Below are 15,918 nucleotides of genomic sequence, written 5' to 3'. Positions count from 1 at the left end.
GGGCCAGTGCCTAGGATGTTGTTGGGGCTGAACGCCGTAGAATTTGACGCAGGCCCGCGTCTTTTGAGATCTGCAATCTGACCGGCAGAGTGATCACCTTGGTGCGGAAACTGTCCGGTAGGCGTACGGCGTCTTTTTCAGTGGTCACCAGTTGCGCCCCCAGAAGTTTGGCCTCTGCTTCCAGTCGCGTCATCAGAGCTGGCGACAGGGTCTGATGATCCTCCAGCGCCTCGGCGCGGTGGATGTCAGCGCCAAGCGATTTGAGTGTCTCAAAGAATTTCTGCGGATGGCCTATGCCGGCAAAGGCCAGAACCGATGTGCCCTCCCACTGCATGCCGGTTTCCAGTGGCTGCACTGCACCGGTGAAATGCGGCAAACCCTGCAAGTGATCCTGCCATTGCCCGGCAAACCTGGCCTGCGCCTTATCCGACCCAAGCGACAGCACCAGATCTGCGCGCTTCAGCCCCACATCGACAGTTTCACGCAGCGGACCTGCGGGCAGGCAGCGACCATTGCCAAATCCGCGCTGGGCATCGACGACGATGATCGACAGATCTTTGGCCACAGCCGGGTTTTGAAAGCCGTCATCCAGCACAACAACCGATGCACCGCTGCGGGCAGCGGCCTGGGCACCGGCGGCGCGATCGCGGGCCACCCAAACCTTGGCAAAGGCGGCCAGCAGCAGCGGCTCATCGCCGGTCTGTTTGGCGTCATGGAGTCCGGGGTCGACCATCACCGGCCCCCGCAGAGAACCGCCGTAGCCGCGACTGACGACATGGGGGTCGTGGCCCATGTCACGCAGGGCCTCCAGCAACCAAATCACTGTGGGTGTTTTGCCGGTTCCACCTGCATTCAGATTCCCAACGCAGATGACGGGTATGTCGAGCGTCGCCGAGGCCTGCTTGGCAACGCGGCGTGCGGTGGCGCCCCCATAGATCCAACCCAATGGAGCCAGAAGAGTGGCGCGCAGGTCAAACGTCCCGGGGGGGGTGTTCCAGAATTCAGGTGGTCGCATGGCGTACCTCGCGCAGGTCCAACATGTCCTGGATTTTATCCAGCAACAGATCCGTCAACTTGGCGCTTTCGGTCACCACTTGCCAGCCGGCGACGGCCATTTCAGCCGCCTTGTCTGGTGCGGATAGCTGGATTATTTGCACCGCCAATTCGTCTTTTCCCTGCACTTCCAGTGCCGCGCCTGCCTTGGTCAAGCGGTCATACAGGGGGGCATGGGGCCCAATATGGGGGCCATGCAGGATGGCTGATCCCAATGCTGCGGCGTCCATCGGATTGTGGCCGCTTTTGTCCTTTTCCAGGGTTCCGGCCAACAGGCTGACAGGGGCGACACGGTACCATAGCCCCAAATCTTCGTCGCAAGTCAGCAAAACCTGGGTGTTGTCGTCCAGATCTTCGCCTGCCTCCCAGTCGGCCCACCGAAGCCCGGTGTCATGCAACATGTCCCGGACGGCCTCCAGATCTGAATACTGTTCCACGGACAACACCAAAAGAAGACGGTGCAACAAGCGCAAGGCGTTGCGGTGGGCGCCAAATACCGTCTCAATTTCACCCGGGCGCGTATGGGCTGACAACCAAACCTGACGGCTGCCTAATTTCTCGCGCATGCGGCTTAGCTCGTCCTCGTGATAGGCCGGCAAGGTCGATGATAGGCGCAGTCGCGAGGTCAGAGAGACCTTGGTGGGCGCAATACCTGACCGGCGCATTTGTGCTATTGCCGCCGAGGAGGGGGTCATGATCCCGGAAAACTTGTCCAGCAACTTGCGACTTTTGTCTGGCAACCAGCGGCTTTTGCGCGCCGGGAGTTCGCCTGCTTCAATATCAATGAGCAGTGAATTGATGCCGCGTTCGCCACAGGCCCGCATCAGAACTGGTCGCAGGTTGCCCCCAGCCCAAAGGCAGATATCTGGGCACCAATGGTTAAGAAAACTACGCACATCAGCCGGCTGGTCGGCGGGGAGTTCACCAATGATCAGATCGTAGCCCTCGGGCTTTGATGTACAGGCAAGTCCGGGCTCGCAGGTCACGATCAGGGACAAATCAGGCCGCATTGTTTTCAGCCGCTGCCCCAGATCACCCAGGGCCAGAAACCGCTCGGTGTTGGTGACATGGGCCCATATCAGCTCGCCGGTTGGCCGCGGTGGGCGGGCGTCAGCAGTCAATGGCTTGCGCCAGGGTTTGGCCCGCGAAGCGGCATTGGGTTGATCCATATCGATCGGCCTAGGTTTGTCGGACGCGACAGAGAAAGCTTATGTGCGTCGCCCCAAGGACAGGGTGAAACCGTTGCGCCATTGTAGTGTTCTCCAGTGTCAATTTGTTCCGGATCAGCGGCAACCTACGCCTTTGGCAAAGTAGGTCAAGCGTCGCCCAACTTATAGATCAGGGGTGGCAAGCGCCGCAATCAGTGCGCGGTGCAATTCGAAATTGGTTGCAACCACCCCGTTCAGCTGGGGGTGCGGGTTGTTGAACATCAACGGCAGGCCCGCGCGGTCTGAAATCTGTCCACCGGCCTCACGCAGGATCAGATCGCCGGCCGCAATGTCCCATTCCCAACTGGGCCGCAGGGTCAGCATTGCGTCAAACCGACCATCGGCCACTTTGGCCATGCGGTAGGCCAGTGACGGGCGGTAGCTGCGGGTGAAATCAGGGACTTGACCGCCTTGCCAGTGTTGCGGCTCCATGATTGGCCGGGCTGCAAGAACGTCAGCCATGGTCAGGTCGGTCAGGTCGGAAACGGCGATGGGTGCGCCGTTACACTGGGCCCCCTGACCCTTGGCTGCGGTGTACATCAAATCCCGCTGTGGCAGGTAGATCACTGCCGCTGTCACTTCGCCTCTTTCGGCCACCGCCAATGCATGGGCCCAGGTGGTGGACCCGGCGGCAAAGCTGCGGGTGCCGTCGATCGGGTCGATGATAAACACATGATCCCTGGCCAGCCGGTCAGAATTGTCCTCGCTCTCTTCGGACAGCCAGCCATAGTCAGGACGCGCCTTGGGCAGCATATCCTCTAGCATGGCATTGACCGCCAGGTCGGCCTCGGTCACCGGGCCAGCCCCCTCGGGCTTGTCCCATCGTTTTGCCTCGGGGCCAGAGAATTGCGTTGCGATCTCGCCCGCCCGTTGTGCCGCCTGGATCAGCAGATCTAAGTCAGTTGCCGGCAAGGGTCATGCCTTCGATCAGGATGGAGGGCACCACCCGCGACAGATAGCTGCGCGCGTCATTGGCCGGGATGATCCGCTTGAGCATGTCGCGCAGATTGCCCGCGATGGTGCATTCGTTGACCGGATAGGCGATCTCGCCATTCTCGACCCAGAACCCCGATGCCCCGCGCGAATAATCGCCATTGTTCGAGTTGATCGTCGAGCCGATCATCGAGGTCACCAGCAACCCAGTGCCCATGGAGCGGATCAGATCCAGGCGGCTTTGGTCGCCCGGTGTCAGTGCGATGTTCCAGTTTGATGGCGTCGGCACCGATCCGATACCGCGCACCGCATTGGCGCTGCTGTCCAGACCCAGCTTGCGGGCCGAGGCCAGATCCAGGGTCCAGCCGGTCAACATGCCATCTTCGATTATGGCGCGGCGGCGTGTGGCCAGACCTTCGCCGTCAAAGGGGCGTGATCCGGCGATGCGGGGGCGAAACGGGTCTTCGATCACCGACATGTTAGAGGGCAGAATCTGTTCACCCATGCTGTCCTTTAGCCAGGACGAGCCCCGCGCAATTGACGCCCCGTTGATGGCAGACAGCAAATGCCCGATCAGCGAGGACGAGATCCGTTCGTCGAACAGCACCGGATAGCTGCCGGTGTCGGGCTTGCGCGCGTTCAGCCGTTCAACGGCGCGTGTGCCGGCGGTGCGGCCAATTTCTTCGGCCGAGCGCAGATCGCCTTGAAAGGTACGCGAATCGCCATCGTGGTCGCGCTCCATTCCGGTGCCCGTACCGGCAATGCCAACGCAGGACAGCGAGCGGCTGGTGCGGCAATAACCGCCGGAAAACCCATTTGACGCGGCCAGATGAACTGCGTGGGTGCCATAGGAGGCCCCGGCCGATTGGACCTGTGAAATACCGTCAATCGCCTGACAGGCAGCTTCGGCGGCAATGGCATCAGTCTTCAGCGCCTCGGGGGCGGGCTCGGCAGAAGTGTCTTCCAGTTCAAACGCCGCCAGGTCCCAGTCTGTGATCAGTTGCGAGGCATCGGCGAGGCCGGCATAGGGGTCCTCGGGGGCCTCACGTGCCATGGCAACGGCGCGTTCCGCCATGGCGATCAGCGTTTCGGGGCGCGCATCCGACGAAGACACCAGCGCCTGCTGCTTGCCGACAAACACCCGCAGCCCCAGATCGGTGCCTTCCGAGCGTTCGGCATGTTCCAGTGCCCCCTCGCGTACCTCGATCGAGATCGACTGGCCCTCGGCGGCCATGGCATCGGCCCCATCCGCACCGGCGGCTTTGGCGGCATCAATCAGGGCATGGCAGAGATTTTCTGGGGATTGGGTCATGGGGTCCTGCTGTGTTGATTGGCTGCGAGAGTCTGGATCTGACTCTACCAGTGCACCCGGCCAGCGCAATGGCGACAATGGCAAAAGGGGCCACAGATCGCAGCCCCTTTACCGTAATGTGACGGTGCGCTTAGGTGTGCGCTTATTTGATACGCTGGCCGTTGGCGGTGATCTGGCCGTCCTCGGTGATTTCGATCTCGGATTTCAGGCTGTCGTCGCCTTCGCCGGGGACCGCCATCATGCCCATCATCATACGCACACCCATGGCGTCTGATTCCTGGACCAGGCCCATTTCGATCAACCTGTCGATCAATCCATTGGCGCCGTTGAGTTGCAGATTTGCACTGCCGGACGGGGCAGGCATGCCGTCAAAGCTGGTGAGATCATCGTTGTTAAACGCGAAATCCCCTGTACCGGACAGGCTGGCCCCGGCGGCTGAAATCAGGAAGTCCTTGATGGTCAGCGCGTTGAGCTCCAGCGGGATGTCATCATTGTCCAGCGCCATCATTTCGACGAAGTTCAGCAAGTCCTGTGTCAGGGTGGTTTGGCCGGTTAGGTTCACCGAAACATTTGCCGGATCACGGGGCAGAACCTCAGCCGGGTCGAACATCGACCAGATTCCATCGCCAAGATCCAGACCTGTAAAGCCGAATGCCATGGTGAAATTTTGTTGCTCATCGGATGCCGAAACTGGCATACGGAAATCCCCGGTCACCTGGTCGATTTTAGCCTCAATTGACAGCGCCATGCCAATATTGATGAGCGCATCTATGCCGATATTCGATCCTTTAGCGGTAAGCTGAACAGCCTCGGCGTTGGCGGACAAGGCGCTTGTTGATGAACCGGCGGTCATGGTCTGGGATGAAACCTGCTCGCCGTTCATCATAACCGAGGTCTGCGTTTTGCTGCTGCCGTACGTCCCGGTGCCTTCGAGTGACAGCCCTTGATGCAAAGCCGCGGCCAGGTTCATAAACGACATACCGCCAGTTGGCAGTGTGATTGTTGATTGGCTAACCATTTCGCCGTACGAGGCTGTGGTGGTGGTCACAGCGCCCTGCATGTTTTCGACAGTCATGGAATAGCCCATGCCGGAAATTTCTGATTGCCCAGCGAGAGTGATAAGGTCGCCCAGCGACAGACGGCTGGTGCCATTCACTGCTGAACCTGTGCCAGTTAGGGTAAACACTGCGTTCTCAGAGATTTCAGCATCTTTGAGACCGCTGAGATCTATATTCTGGAATTCGAAATCAAACCCATCCATGGCATATGAGAACGTGATATCGTCCGGATCGCCCGATGCGACCAGTTCGGCGTCAGAATAGGTGATTATCATGTCAGCAGAAAAGCGGTCGGTTTCCGGTTCCGGGCCCGACAAAACAAAACTGTAGGTCTGAGCGCCCTCCAGATCCATTGAGAGGGTTCCGTCCCCATTATCAGTGTACGACAGCGTGGGGTACAAAACGTCGAGCGAAGCCTCGTCGCCGGGGAAGACAAGGTGCAGCTTGGCGTCCGCAAATGTGACGGTGTTGCCATCACGGGTGGTGGTTGCTGTCAGCTCTCCCCCCACGGTTTCGGCGATGACCTGATAGCTGTTCCAGATATCATCTGCAGTAATGTCAGCCAGTGCAGGGGCGGCGGTCAGGGTGGCAAAGCCGATAGAAAGCAGGGCGGTCGAGGTCTTGAGCTTCATGAAAAGCCTTTCAAAGATCTTGGTTAGAATGTGTTGCGCATACCTAAGCCGGTAAGATGTGGAATTTCAACCAATGGGCGCAAAGAAAAAGGCCGCCACCCCAAGGGTAGCGGCCTGAATTTGTGACAAGTGTGCGTTTATTTGATGCGCTGTCCGTTGGCCAGAATCTGACCGTCGCCGGTGATTTCCAGTTTCGAATCCAGCGTGTCCTCGCCTTCGCCCGGAACCGCCAGCATGCCCATCATCATCCGCGCGCCCATGGCGTCGCTGTCGGACATCAGGCCCATCATGATCAGCTTGTCCATCAGCGTATTGGCCCCGACCAGTGTCAGGCTGGCGCTGCCGGTTGGGGCAGGCAAACCATCAAAACTGGCAAGATCATCGTTGTTGAAGGTAAAGTCGCCGGTGCCTGTCAGTTTGGCGCCCGCTGCCGAGACCTGCAGCTGCTGAATGGTCAGCGCGTTCAGCTCTCCGGGTTCCTGATCGCCCATGTCCACGGCGTCAATGGCTTCGGGGTCGAACAGGTCAAACAACAGTTTGCCCTTGCCGGACAGGTCCAGCACAACTGTTGCTGGTTCGTGCGAAAGGACACCGGTTGGGTCGACCATGCCCCACAGCATGTCCGGAACCGCAAAGTCGCGCAGCGTCAGGCCCATCGAAAAGTCCTGCTCGCTGTCAGATTTGGAAATTGGCATCGCCAGTTTGGCGCCATATTCCGCAAAGGTCAGAGAGATCGGAAATGGCAGGTCGCTGCTGGTCACGTTGACCGTGGTTTGCAATTGCGACAGATCATAAGACAGCTGTCCATTGCCCATCGCAACGGCGATTTTGCCACCCTCGGATGTGGATTCGAACCCAAAAGTCTCGCTGCGGTCGACACCGGAAATGGAGGCATTGCCGCCCGCGTAGGCAAAGGCTCCGTCAAAGGCGAAACCGGATGCGAACATGGCTTTGACATCTGCGAAATCCAGACCCATGGGAATGGAACTGGTGCCGCCAAAGCTAAGTCCCTGCAGGCTGCCCTTGGCAGAGCCACCGCTGGAGCCACCGGGTTCCTTGGCACCAAAGTCATAATTCAGAGTGCCGACCGTCATGTTCTGATCATAGTTACGGATGTCACCAATGCTCATGTTGGTTTTGGTGACCACATCAATCAGCGAGATGGTTGCCTTGATCATGCCTTCGGGCATTTCTTCGCCGTCAGCCATCACCTTGCCCAGGGCAAGTTCGACCATGGGAGAGGCATAATCGTAGGTCATGTTTGACGCATCGCCAGATACCAGCATCGCGCTGCCGTCGTGGCTGTAGATAATCTCACCCGTGCCTTCGTCGCCACCGCCGCTGAAGCTGAACGTGATCGGAAACTCTTTGGGAAACAGGACGTCGACAGTTCCATCACCGTTTTCGGAGAACTGGATTTCAGGCAGTCGCATCCCAAGAGTGGCGTCTTCTTCGGGGATGGGCATCATCATCGACACGTCGGATACCGTGAGCGTGCCATCGGCCAGGGTTTCCGTGCCATTGACGTCATAGCCGGTACCAGACAGATAGGACTTCCAATCGTCCCAGACCTCTTGGGCACTAACATCGGCCAGTGCTCCCTGACTGGAGAGTACCAAGATAAACGCTGCACCATAACCGCGTGCGAGGGAAACTGACATAAGACAACCTTTCTTTTAAATCTGCGAGGACATGGTCGACAGTTGAGTAATCCGCGTCAAGGGGCGAGATCGTCGACGATTCCCCGTATACATAATAGCATGAATTGAAATCGTGAGTTGGAGATAAGATCTATGGAATTCAAGGGTAAGACGGTCATCATTACGGGCGCAAGCCGGGGAATCGGTGCCGAGGCTGCACGGGTTTTTGCGGCGGCGGGCGCCAATGTGGCCTTGCTGGCAAGGAGTGCGAACAGCTTGGAGACTCTCGCCGCTGAGATCGGCGAAAATGCGCTGGCACTGGCCTGCGATGTTTCCGATTATGCCTCTGTTGAGGCAGCTGTGAAGCAAACCGTCGACCGGTTTGGCGGGTTGGATGTACTGATCAACAACGCCGGGGTCCTGAAACCCATTGGGCCACTGGCCGAGGCGGACCCGGATGCGTGGGGCCAGGTTATCGATATCAATATCAAAGGCGTGTTCAACGGTATGCGCGCCGCCTTGCCGGTGATGAAGGCCTCAGGAGGTGGTTCCATTTTGACCGTCAGCTCCGGTGCGGCCCATAACCCACTTGAGGGATGGGGCGCCTATTGTACCTCTAAGGCCGGGGCGGCAATGCTGACCAGGTCGCTCGACCTCGAGGAACGCAGCAACGGAATTCGCGCCATTGGATTGTCGCCCGGAACCGTGGCAACGCAGATGCAGCGCGATATCAAAGCCAGCGGTATTAATCCGGTGAGCGAGCTGAACTGGGAAGATCACGTGCCCGCGGAATGGCCGGCCAAGATTTTGTTGTGGATGTGTACGCCCGATGCGGATGCCTACATTGGCAGTGAAATCTCGCAGCGCGATGAAGAAATCCGCAAACGTGCTGGCCTGACATGATCGATGTGACGGTTGAAGGGTCGGGGCTCTGGATTGTGACCCTCAACCGGCCCGACAAGGCCAATGCACTGACAACAGGGATGTTGGAAGAGTTGCTGGAAATTGCAACCCGCGCAGTCGAGGCGCGCGGATTAATCCTGACCGGCACCGGCAAGGTATTCAGCGCCGGCGCTGACCTGGATGAGGCGGCGACAGGGCTGGCTGTCTCTCCCCTTTGGGAACAGCTGTCAGGGGCAATTGCAGCTTTGCCCTGCCTGAGTGTTGCAGCGCTGAATGGGACATTGGCGGGAGGGGCAAACGGTATGGCGCTGGCCTGTGATCTGCGGATCGCGGTGCCCAGTGCCAAGGTGTTCTACCCGGTGATGAAGTTGGGATACTTACCGCAGCCTTCGGATGCCAAGCGCATGGCGGCACTGGTGGGCCCGGCGCGATGCAAGCTTGTTTTGGCTGGCGGTCAAAAGATTACGGCGCAGCAGTCCTATGACTTTGGTTTGGTCGATCAAATCGTAGATCCAGCAGAGTTGATGCAGGTCGCACGTGACCTCATGGCGGATAGTCTGGCTGCCGAACCTGAACTGGCGCAGCGTATACTTGCGATGTGCGCGGCAAGTTGAGTCAAATGCTCCCGCCCGTCGTTGGTCATCTGTGATGACCGCCTTCCGTTGGGCGTGGCGCCGCGCAAAGCGCGGCGCCACGCCCAAGGCCGCCAAGGTTGTTTGGCAAAGCCAAATCACCTGCGGGCGCGGGAGCATTGCGAGCCAGGCGTGCGGAATGGTGTCGTTCGTCCGGTGCGCAAGCGTAGCATTTCGGCGGCTGCTTGACTGGTTCGCAAATGAATGCAACCAGCCGGAGGTGGAGCCTCTGGAACGAGATTGGATGATAGACCCGTGTCCGATTAACCTCAGTCTGTCGTGTGGATCTCACTGTGGTAGTTGTTGTGTAGCAGAGCCAAGGACAGCTCCTTGCTGCCTTTCGATCTTGGCGTCAGATGGTAGTGACTGTCTATACCGTCGCTGCGAAACGGGCGATAGAGCTGCGGACAGGTCCGGCTGGGCATGGGGCGTCTTGTGGATCGTAGTATCGCATAAAAAATGCGCCATAACAGGGCGTTGATAAGAGGTAGGCATGGCAATGAACTATGATGCATTGGTGATCGGAGCGGGACCGGCGGGGCTGATGGCGGCAGAAGAGTTGGGCCGGGCCGGGCAGAGCGTTCTGATCGTCGAGGCCAAGCCCTCGGTTGCGCGCAAGCTGTTGATGGCTGGCAAATCCGGGTTGAACCTGACCAAGGACGAACCTTTTGATCAGTTGATCATCAACTATGGCAAGGCTGCGAATTGGCTGGCGCCGATGGTACAGGAATTTGACTCGCAGGCAGTACAGGACTGGGCGCGTGGGTTGGGTATCGACCTGTTTACCGGTTCGACGGGTCGGGTGTTTCCGAAAGTCATGAAGGCCTCACCGCTGGTACGGGCCTGGTTGAATGCGCTGGACGCCTTAGGTGTGGAACGTCGCACGCGGTGGTCCTGGCAGGGGTGGTCCGGAGCGGAATTGGTGTTTGACACACCAGAAGGCACAAAGACGATCACAGCTAAGGTTACCGTGTTGGCGCTGGGCGGTGCAAGTTGGGCACGGCTGGGCTCGGATGGGCTGTGGGCCCCACTGTTGGCAGACCAGGGCGTGGCGGTGACACCGTTGCAGCCGGCAAATGTCGGTTTGGTCGTTGATTGGTCCGATCACATCGCCACCCAGTTTGGCGCGCCGCTAAAAGGCATCGCGTTGCAGGCTGGTGAGTTGTTCTCGCGCGGCGAGGCGGTGATTTCGAAACGTGGACTGGAAGGCGGCGGAATTTATGCGATCTGTGCGGCGGTGCGCGACGGCGCTGCGCTGACACTGGATTTACTGCCGGATCTGTCCAGAATTGAAGTCGAGCGTCGGCTGTCCCGGTCTCGGGGTAAGGCAAGCCTGTCAAATCATCTGCGTAAGGTGTTGAAACTGGATCCGGCGCGGATTGCTGTGCTGCAAGAGTTTGCCCGACCACTGCCGCAAAGACCCTCGGATTTGGCAGAGGTGATCAAAGCGTTGCCGGTCAAACACGCCGGGTTGCGGCCCATCGACGAGGCGATATCGACTGCGGGTGGTGTGGCACGCGGTGCCCTGGACGAGGGCTTGATGTTGCAAAAGATGCCGGGTGTGTTCTGTGCTGGGGAAATGCTGGACTGGGAGGCTCCGACCGGTGGCTATCTGCTAACGGGGTGTCTGGCGACAGGGCGTTGGGCCGGGCGTGCTGCTGCGCGGTATCTCGCGGAGGCTGTGTCTGCAGGGTGAACCGACAGACTTGAGCCGACGGGCCTGACCTGATTGGGCCGGAATCCGGAGAGCGCCTGACCGGTGGGCGGCGCTCCCCCCCCCCTCGTTTGTTTGCTATTCTTGCAGGTGGGCAAAGGCCCGCTTGAAGCCCTCACGTTCACGCATGTCTTTGGCGTAGGCGCGCATGCCCTTGTCGCTGACCGGGAAATTGGCAACCAGCGCCCAGTTCAGGCAATGGGTCGCAATAATATCAGCGATGGTGAAACTGTCGCCTTGCAGAAACGGGCCGGACAGACGCTGGCCCAGGCGTTCCAGATTGCGTTCAAACTCCCATTTCAGGCTTTCTTTCACCTCGGGAACACGTTTGTCCTGCGGCAGGATAAAGCTATGGCGGGCAGCAGTCCACAAAAGCGAATCGAATTCATCCAGTACGAGTTGGGTCATGGCATCCTGCTGCGCGCGCTTTATAGTGCCTGCCGGATGGGTGAACTGGCCATGTTTATCCGCCAGGTAAGTGACAATCGCAGTCGAATCGGTGATCACGGCGTCGCCGTCCAGCAGCACCGGGACCTTGCCAGAGGCATTCAGTGCCAGCACATCCGGGTGATGTGGGCTGGCGTTGATAAACTCAAAAGATTCACCGATCTCTTCCAGCATCCATAAGACGCGAAAAGCCCGGCTTTTGATGCTTCCGTAAAGTTTGTACATGGTGATTCCTGCATTTTGATTTGTGTTCAAAATGAAAGGTCAGGCGCTAAGGTCAAGGGCAATCAGCGGGCGCGGCTTAGCATTGCCAGCCGGATCAGGGCGCGCTCCATCAGGGCCAAGGCTGGTGCTGTCTGTCCTGCCGAGCGTAATTGAAGGTCAGTGTCGGTCAGTAGCGTCAGCGCCGTTTCCAACCGGTCAACACCCCAGCCCTGTGCCTGACGCAACACCCGGTCGCGACGTTTGCCATATAGCGGCGGGCGCATCCGGCCAATGCCCTGCGCCGCACCGCCGGGATGGGAGGCGCAGGCATAGAGTGTGCGAAAATGGCGGGTGGCCCCAATACACAGGGTGACGGCGTTGGTGCCTTGCGATTGCAACCGCCGGATCAGCGGGCCGATTTCACCACTGCGGCCCTCGGCGACGACGTTCAATACGTCATCCAGCGCCGCCTCGGTTGATTGCGGTGCGACGGCATCGATATCGTCCAACGACAACGGGTTGCCATCGCCGTGTTTATACAGGGCCAGTTTTTCTATCATCCGTGAGAAATCGCCGGGGCCGATGTCATTGGCGATATCGGTCAGCGCCGACATGCTGTCGCTGGGGACGTCACGAATAGAGGCTGATCCGAGGATGCGCTCGATTTCGGCCCGGGAGGGAGGATCATCGTAGATCCCTACCGCATAGGCATTGCGGTGGCCTTCAAACCCTTTGCGCAGTTTTGAGGTGGCTTTCAGCTGGCCGCCAGTCACTATGATCTGTGCGTCGCCGGGGGCCCAGTCGTCCAGTGCGGCCAGAATGGCAGGGGCGGCCTGATCATTGGCCTCTTCGACAAACACTGCCCGCAGGCCAGGAAAGAAGCCGACCGCCTTGACCGCGTCCAGCAACTGGGCCGGATCTTTGCGCAAACCGCTTGCAGCCATCCGGGTCAGGCGCATTTCTTCCTCGGCGGCGGGGCCAAGCAGGGCGGTCAGGACTTGCTGGCGTTTCAGCGCCACCCGCATCGCATCACCGCCGTAGATGAGTATCCCGGTTTTGTCCGGGTCCGGGCGGTTGAAATAGCCTTCGGCGTCGCGCGGGCTGAGCTTCATGCTGGTGGGGCCAGAGGCGGTGCTGATGGCGGGATTGGATCTGCGGACAGATCCGTTGTGGTCAACAAGCGCATGGTTATCTGATCAGCCAAAATGACCATCAATCGCCGATGTGCATCGCGTTCGCCGGCCAGTGTTTCAACGGTGGACCCAGTGGCCGAATAGCCGGTAAAGGCGTTTTCGTCGCCGCTGGCGACTACTTTGCCATCAGACTGGCGGGTCAGCACAAAACCGGCTTTGCCAACGATAGAGTATCGAGTCGTTTGGTTGTCGTCGGTAATCGCCTGGCCCTCGTCACGGGTGCTGAGGGTCAGATCCAGTTGATAGGCACCTGCGCCGCCGCGTCCCAGACGTTGTTCCAAATTCGCCACCAGAAGGTAGGAATCCACTTCGCTGGTCGAGGGAATATCCTCGGGGGCTTGTACCGTAACCTGGCCATAGAGTGCGTCGCCAGTGCCACCGGGGGCATGCACTGGAGTAAAGCCGCAAGCTGCCAGCGCCAAAGGCGCCAGAAGTCCCAGCAGAGTTCTGCGATTAAGCAACGACATTGATGATACGACCCGGAACAACGATTACCTTTTTCGGCGCATTGCCATTCAGCGCCTTTTGCACAGCTTCGGTTGCCAGCGCCAGTTTTTCAACCTCAGCCTTGTCCATGTCCTTGGGCACGCTGATTTCCGCGCGTCGTTTGCCGTTGATCTGGATCGGCATGGTGACGGTTTCATCGATCAGCATCGCCGGATCAGCCACTGGCCAAGGCGCAACCGTGACCAGACCCTCACCGCCCTGATGGGCCCAGATGTCTTCGGCCAGGTGCGGCGTCATTGGTGACATCAGTTGGGCAAGCGTCATGATCGCCTGTTTTTGCGCTGCTGCGCCGGCCTTGGATTTGGCCAGAAGATTGGCAAAGCCATAGAGCTTGGCGATAGAGGCATTGAAGCCAAAGCTTTCAATCCCTTTGGTCACTTCGTCGATTGCCTTGTGCGTGGCCCGCAGCAGATCATCGTCGCCCTGACCCTTGGCAGCGGGGTCCATGGCAGCAATCTTGTCGCAGAGGTTCCACACCCGGTTCAGGTGCTTATAAGACGCCTCGGCGCCGGAGGCTGTCCATTCCACGTCCCGTTCGGGCGGGCTGTCGGACAACATGAACCAACGCGCGGTGTCGGCGCCATAGGCCGAGATGATCGAGGCTGGATCAACCACGTTTTTCTTGGACTTCGACATCTTGGCCGATGGAATGATCTCGACCTCGCTGCCGTCAGCCAGTTTGCCGCCGGTTACGTCCTCGGGCAGGTGATAGACCGGGCGGTCGTTTTCGCCACGGGTCTGATAAATCTCGTGTGTGACCATGCCTTGAGTGAACAGCGCGTCAAACGGTTCAACCGCCGATTCGGGCAGGTGACCGGTGATCTGCATCGCCCGGGCAAAGAAGCGTGAGTACAGCAGGTGAAGAATCGCGTGCTCGATGCCGCCGATATACTGATCGACGTTCATCCAATACTCGGCCTCAGCCATATCAGTCGGGGTTTCGGCATTGGGGGCGGTGAAACGGGCGAAATACCAGGACGAATCGACAAAAGTATCCATGGTGTCTGTTTCGCGCTTGGCGGGCTCACCACAAGACGGGCAGGCACAGTCGCGCCAGGTCGGGTGCCAGTTCAGCGGGTTGCCGGGTTTGTCAAAGGTGACATCCTCGGGCAGCTCGATCGGCAGGTTCTCTTTCTTTTCGGGAACGACGCCACAGGCATCGCAATGCACCACGGGAATCGGGCAGCCCCAGAACCGCTGCCGCGACAAGCCCCAGTCGCGCAGACGGAACTTAGTTACGCCAGTACCCCAACCAGCCTTTTCGGCGAAATCGACAGTGGCGTTGACCGCATCTTCGCCAGTGGCCAGATCCAGCCCGGCAAAGTGATCGACCCAACGCACCTTTTCAGACTTGGCGGGCACAAAGGCCTCGGTTCCGACCGGCGTGTCATTGTCGAGCGCAAAGAAAGTGTCGATCACCGGCAGGTCGTATTTGCGGCAGAAATCGAGATCGCGCTGGTCATGAGCCGGACAAGCAAAGATTGCACCGGTGCCATAGTCCATCAGAATAAAGTTGGCGATCCAGACCGGTAGCTCGGCCCCGGTCAGTGGGTGTTTGACCTTGATACCAGTGTCATAGCCCAGTTTGGGCGCGGTCTCGATGGCTTCCTCGGTGGTGCCGCCTTTGCGGCATTCCACAAGAAATTCAGCCAGTTCCGCGTTGTCTGCTTCCAGCTGTTTGGATATCGGGTGATCCGGTGAGATGCCGACAAACGAGGCGCCGTTCAGGGTGTCGGGGCGGGTTGTGTAAACCTCAATTGGGGTGTCGCCATCGGTGCGTTCGAACGAGAATTGCAGTCCGCGCGATTTGCCGATCCAGTTTTCCTGCATCAGCCGCACTTTGGCGGGCCAGTTGTCCAACCCGTCCAGGGCATCCAGCAATTCTTCGGAGTGATCGGAGATCTTGAAGAACCACTGCGTCAGCTCGCGCCGTTCAACCAGGGCACCCGAGCGCCAACCGCGGCCAGCCTCAACCTGTTCGTTGGCCAGAACGGTGAGATCAACCGGGTCCCAGTTCACCACGGCGTTTTTGCGGTAAACCAGTCCGGCCTTCAGGAAATCAAGGAACAAGGCCTGCTGCTGGCCGTAGTATTCAGGGTCGCAGGTGGCAAATTCGCGGGTCCAGTCAATTGACAGACCCAGCGGCTTCATCTGGCCGCGCATGTCGGCGATGTTATTATAGGTCCATTCCTTGGGGTGGCCGCCAATCGCGATTGCCGCGTTTTCCGCGGGCAGGCCAAAAGCATCCCAACCCATTGGGTGCAGCACGTTATGGCCGGTTGCAATCTTATAGCGCGCGACGACGTCGCCCATGGTATAATTGCGCACATGGCCCATGTGGATGCGGCCCGACGGATAGGGGAACATCTCCAGCACATAGTACTTCGGCTTGTCGCCTGTGCGCTTGGCCTGAAAGATTCCAGCCTTATCCCAGGCCGCTTGCCAGTTTGCTTCGATTTTGGAGGCTTCGTAACGCGACATC

At 59.1% G+C, this 15,918-nt stretch carries 13 protein-coding genes; 3 read left to right on the top strand and 10 right to left on the bottom strand.

Features of this window, described 5'->3' with window-relative positions:
- Nucleotides 1-10: 10 nt before the first annotated feature.
- The 6 genes from lpxK to EBB79_RS19345 form a co-directional block, all read right to left on the bottom strand.
- Nucleotides 11-1,015: a tetraacyldisaccharide 4'-kinase gene (gene lpxK / locus EBB79_RS19370; protein WP_127750461.1), complete on the bottom strand. Its 1,005-nt coding sequence runs from the start codon at nucleotides 1,013-1,015 to the stop codon at nucleotides 11-13.
- A complete protein-coding gene (locus EBB79_RS19365) occupies nucleotides 1,002-2,222 on the bottom strand; it encodes a 3-deoxy-D-manno-octulosonic acid transferase (protein WP_127750460.1) in 1,221 nt (406 codons plus the stop codon). The genes lpxK and EBB79_RS19365 overlap by 14 nt, the downstream gene beginning before the upstream one ends.
- 162 nt (nucleotides 2,223-2,384) lie before the next feature.
- Nucleotides 2,385-3,173, bottom strand: coding sequence for an inositol monophosphatase family protein (locus EBB79_RS19360; protein ID WP_127750459.1), 789 nt, complete (start codon nucleotides 3,171-3,173; stop codon nucleotides 2,385-2,387).
- On the bottom strand, nucleotides 3,160-4,506 hold the full coding sequence (locus tag EBB79_RS19355) for a TldD/PmbA family protein (RefSeq protein WP_127750458.1): 1,347 nt from the start codon (nucleotides 4,504-4,506) through the stop codon (nucleotides 3,160-3,162). The genes EBB79_RS19360 and EBB79_RS19355 overlap by 14 nt, the downstream gene beginning before the upstream one ends.
- Nucleotides 4,507-4,648: 142 nt before the next feature.
- Nucleotides 4,649-6,196, bottom strand: coding sequence for a DUF2125 domain-containing protein (locus tag EBB79_RS19350; RefSeq protein WP_127750457.1), 1,548 nt, complete (start codon nucleotides 6,194-6,196; stop codon nucleotides 4,649-4,651).
- Between the two features lie 137 nt (nucleotides 6,197-6,333).
- Nucleotides 6,334-7,857 (bottom strand): DUF2125 domain-containing protein, encoded by a 1,524-nt coding sequence (locus EBB79_RS19345; RefSeq protein WP_127750456.1) that lies wholly within the window; start codon nucleotides 7,855-7,857, stop codon nucleotides 6,334-6,336.
- A gap of 132 nt (nucleotides 7,858-7,989) precedes the next feature.
- Here EBB79_RS19345 and EBB79_RS19340 point away from each other — a divergent pair, with 132 nt between their 5' ends.
- The 3 genes from EBB79_RS19340 to EBB79_RS19330 all read left to right on the top strand — a co-directional run bounded on the left by EBB79_RS19340 (nucleotide 7,990) and on the right by EBB79_RS19330 (nucleotide 11,067).
- Nucleotides 7,990-8,739 carry an SDR family oxidoreductase gene (locus EBB79_RS19340; protein ID WP_127750455.1) on the top strand — a complete coding sequence of 250 codons (750 nt, stop codon included), beginning with the start codon at nucleotides 7,990-7,992 and terminating at the stop codon, nucleotides 8,737-8,739.
- Nucleotides 8,736-9,353, top strand: coding sequence for an enoyl-CoA hydratase/isomerase family protein (locus EBB79_RS19335; RefSeq protein ID WP_127750454.1), 618 nt, complete (start codon nucleotides 8,736-8,738; stop codon nucleotides 9,351-9,353). The genes EBB79_RS19340 and EBB79_RS19335 overlap by 4 nt, the downstream gene beginning before the upstream one ends.
- Before the next feature lie 511 nt (nucleotides 9,354-9,864).
- Nucleotides 9,865-11,067, top strand: coding sequence for a TIGR03862 family flavoprotein (locus EBB79_RS19330; RefSeq protein ID WP_127750453.1), 1,203 nt, complete (start codon nucleotides 9,865-9,867; stop codon nucleotides 11,065-11,067).
- Between the two features lie 96 nt (nucleotides 11,068-11,163).
- Here the strand turns inward: EBB79_RS19330 and EBB79_RS19325 are convergent, their stop codons facing one another.
- The 4 genes from EBB79_RS19325 to leuS all read right to left on the bottom strand — a co-directional run bounded on the left by EBB79_RS19325 (nucleotide 11,164) and on the right by leuS (nucleotide 15,917).
- Complete coding sequence (locus tag EBB79_RS19325; protein ID WP_127750452.1) at nucleotides 11,164-11,757, bottom strand: glutathione S-transferase family protein; 594 nt, start codon at nucleotides 11,755-11,757, stop codon at nucleotides 11,164-11,166.
- Between the two features lie 62 nt (nucleotides 11,758-11,819).
- Complete coding sequence (gene holA / locus EBB79_RS19320) at nucleotides 11,820-12,848, bottom strand: DNA polymerase III subunit delta (RefSeq protein WP_127750451.1); 1,029 nt, start codon at nucleotides 12,846-12,848, stop codon at nucleotides 11,820-11,822.
- Complete coding sequence (lptE, locus tag EBB79_RS19315; protein WP_127750450.1) at nucleotides 12,845-13,396, bottom strand: LPS assembly lipoprotein LptE; 552 nt, start codon at nucleotides 13,394-13,396, stop codon at nucleotides 12,845-12,847. Before lptE ends, holA begins: the two co-directional genes overlap by 4 nt.
- A complete protein-coding gene (gene leuS / locus EBB79_RS19310) occupies nucleotides 13,383-15,917 on the bottom strand; it encodes a leucine--tRNA ligase (protein ID WP_127750449.1) in 2,535 nt (844 codons plus the stop codon). Before leuS ends, lptE begins: the two co-directional genes overlap by 14 nt.
- Nucleotide 15,918: the final 1 nt, after the last annotated feature.

This window comes from Parasedimentitalea marina, assembly GCF_004006175.1.
Taxonomy (GTDB): domain Bacteria; phylum Pseudomonadota; class Alphaproteobacteria; order Rhodobacterales; family Rhodobacteraceae; genus Parasedimentitalea; species Parasedimentitalea marina.
This window is presented reverse-complemented; position numbering and strand designations above follow the sequence as displayed.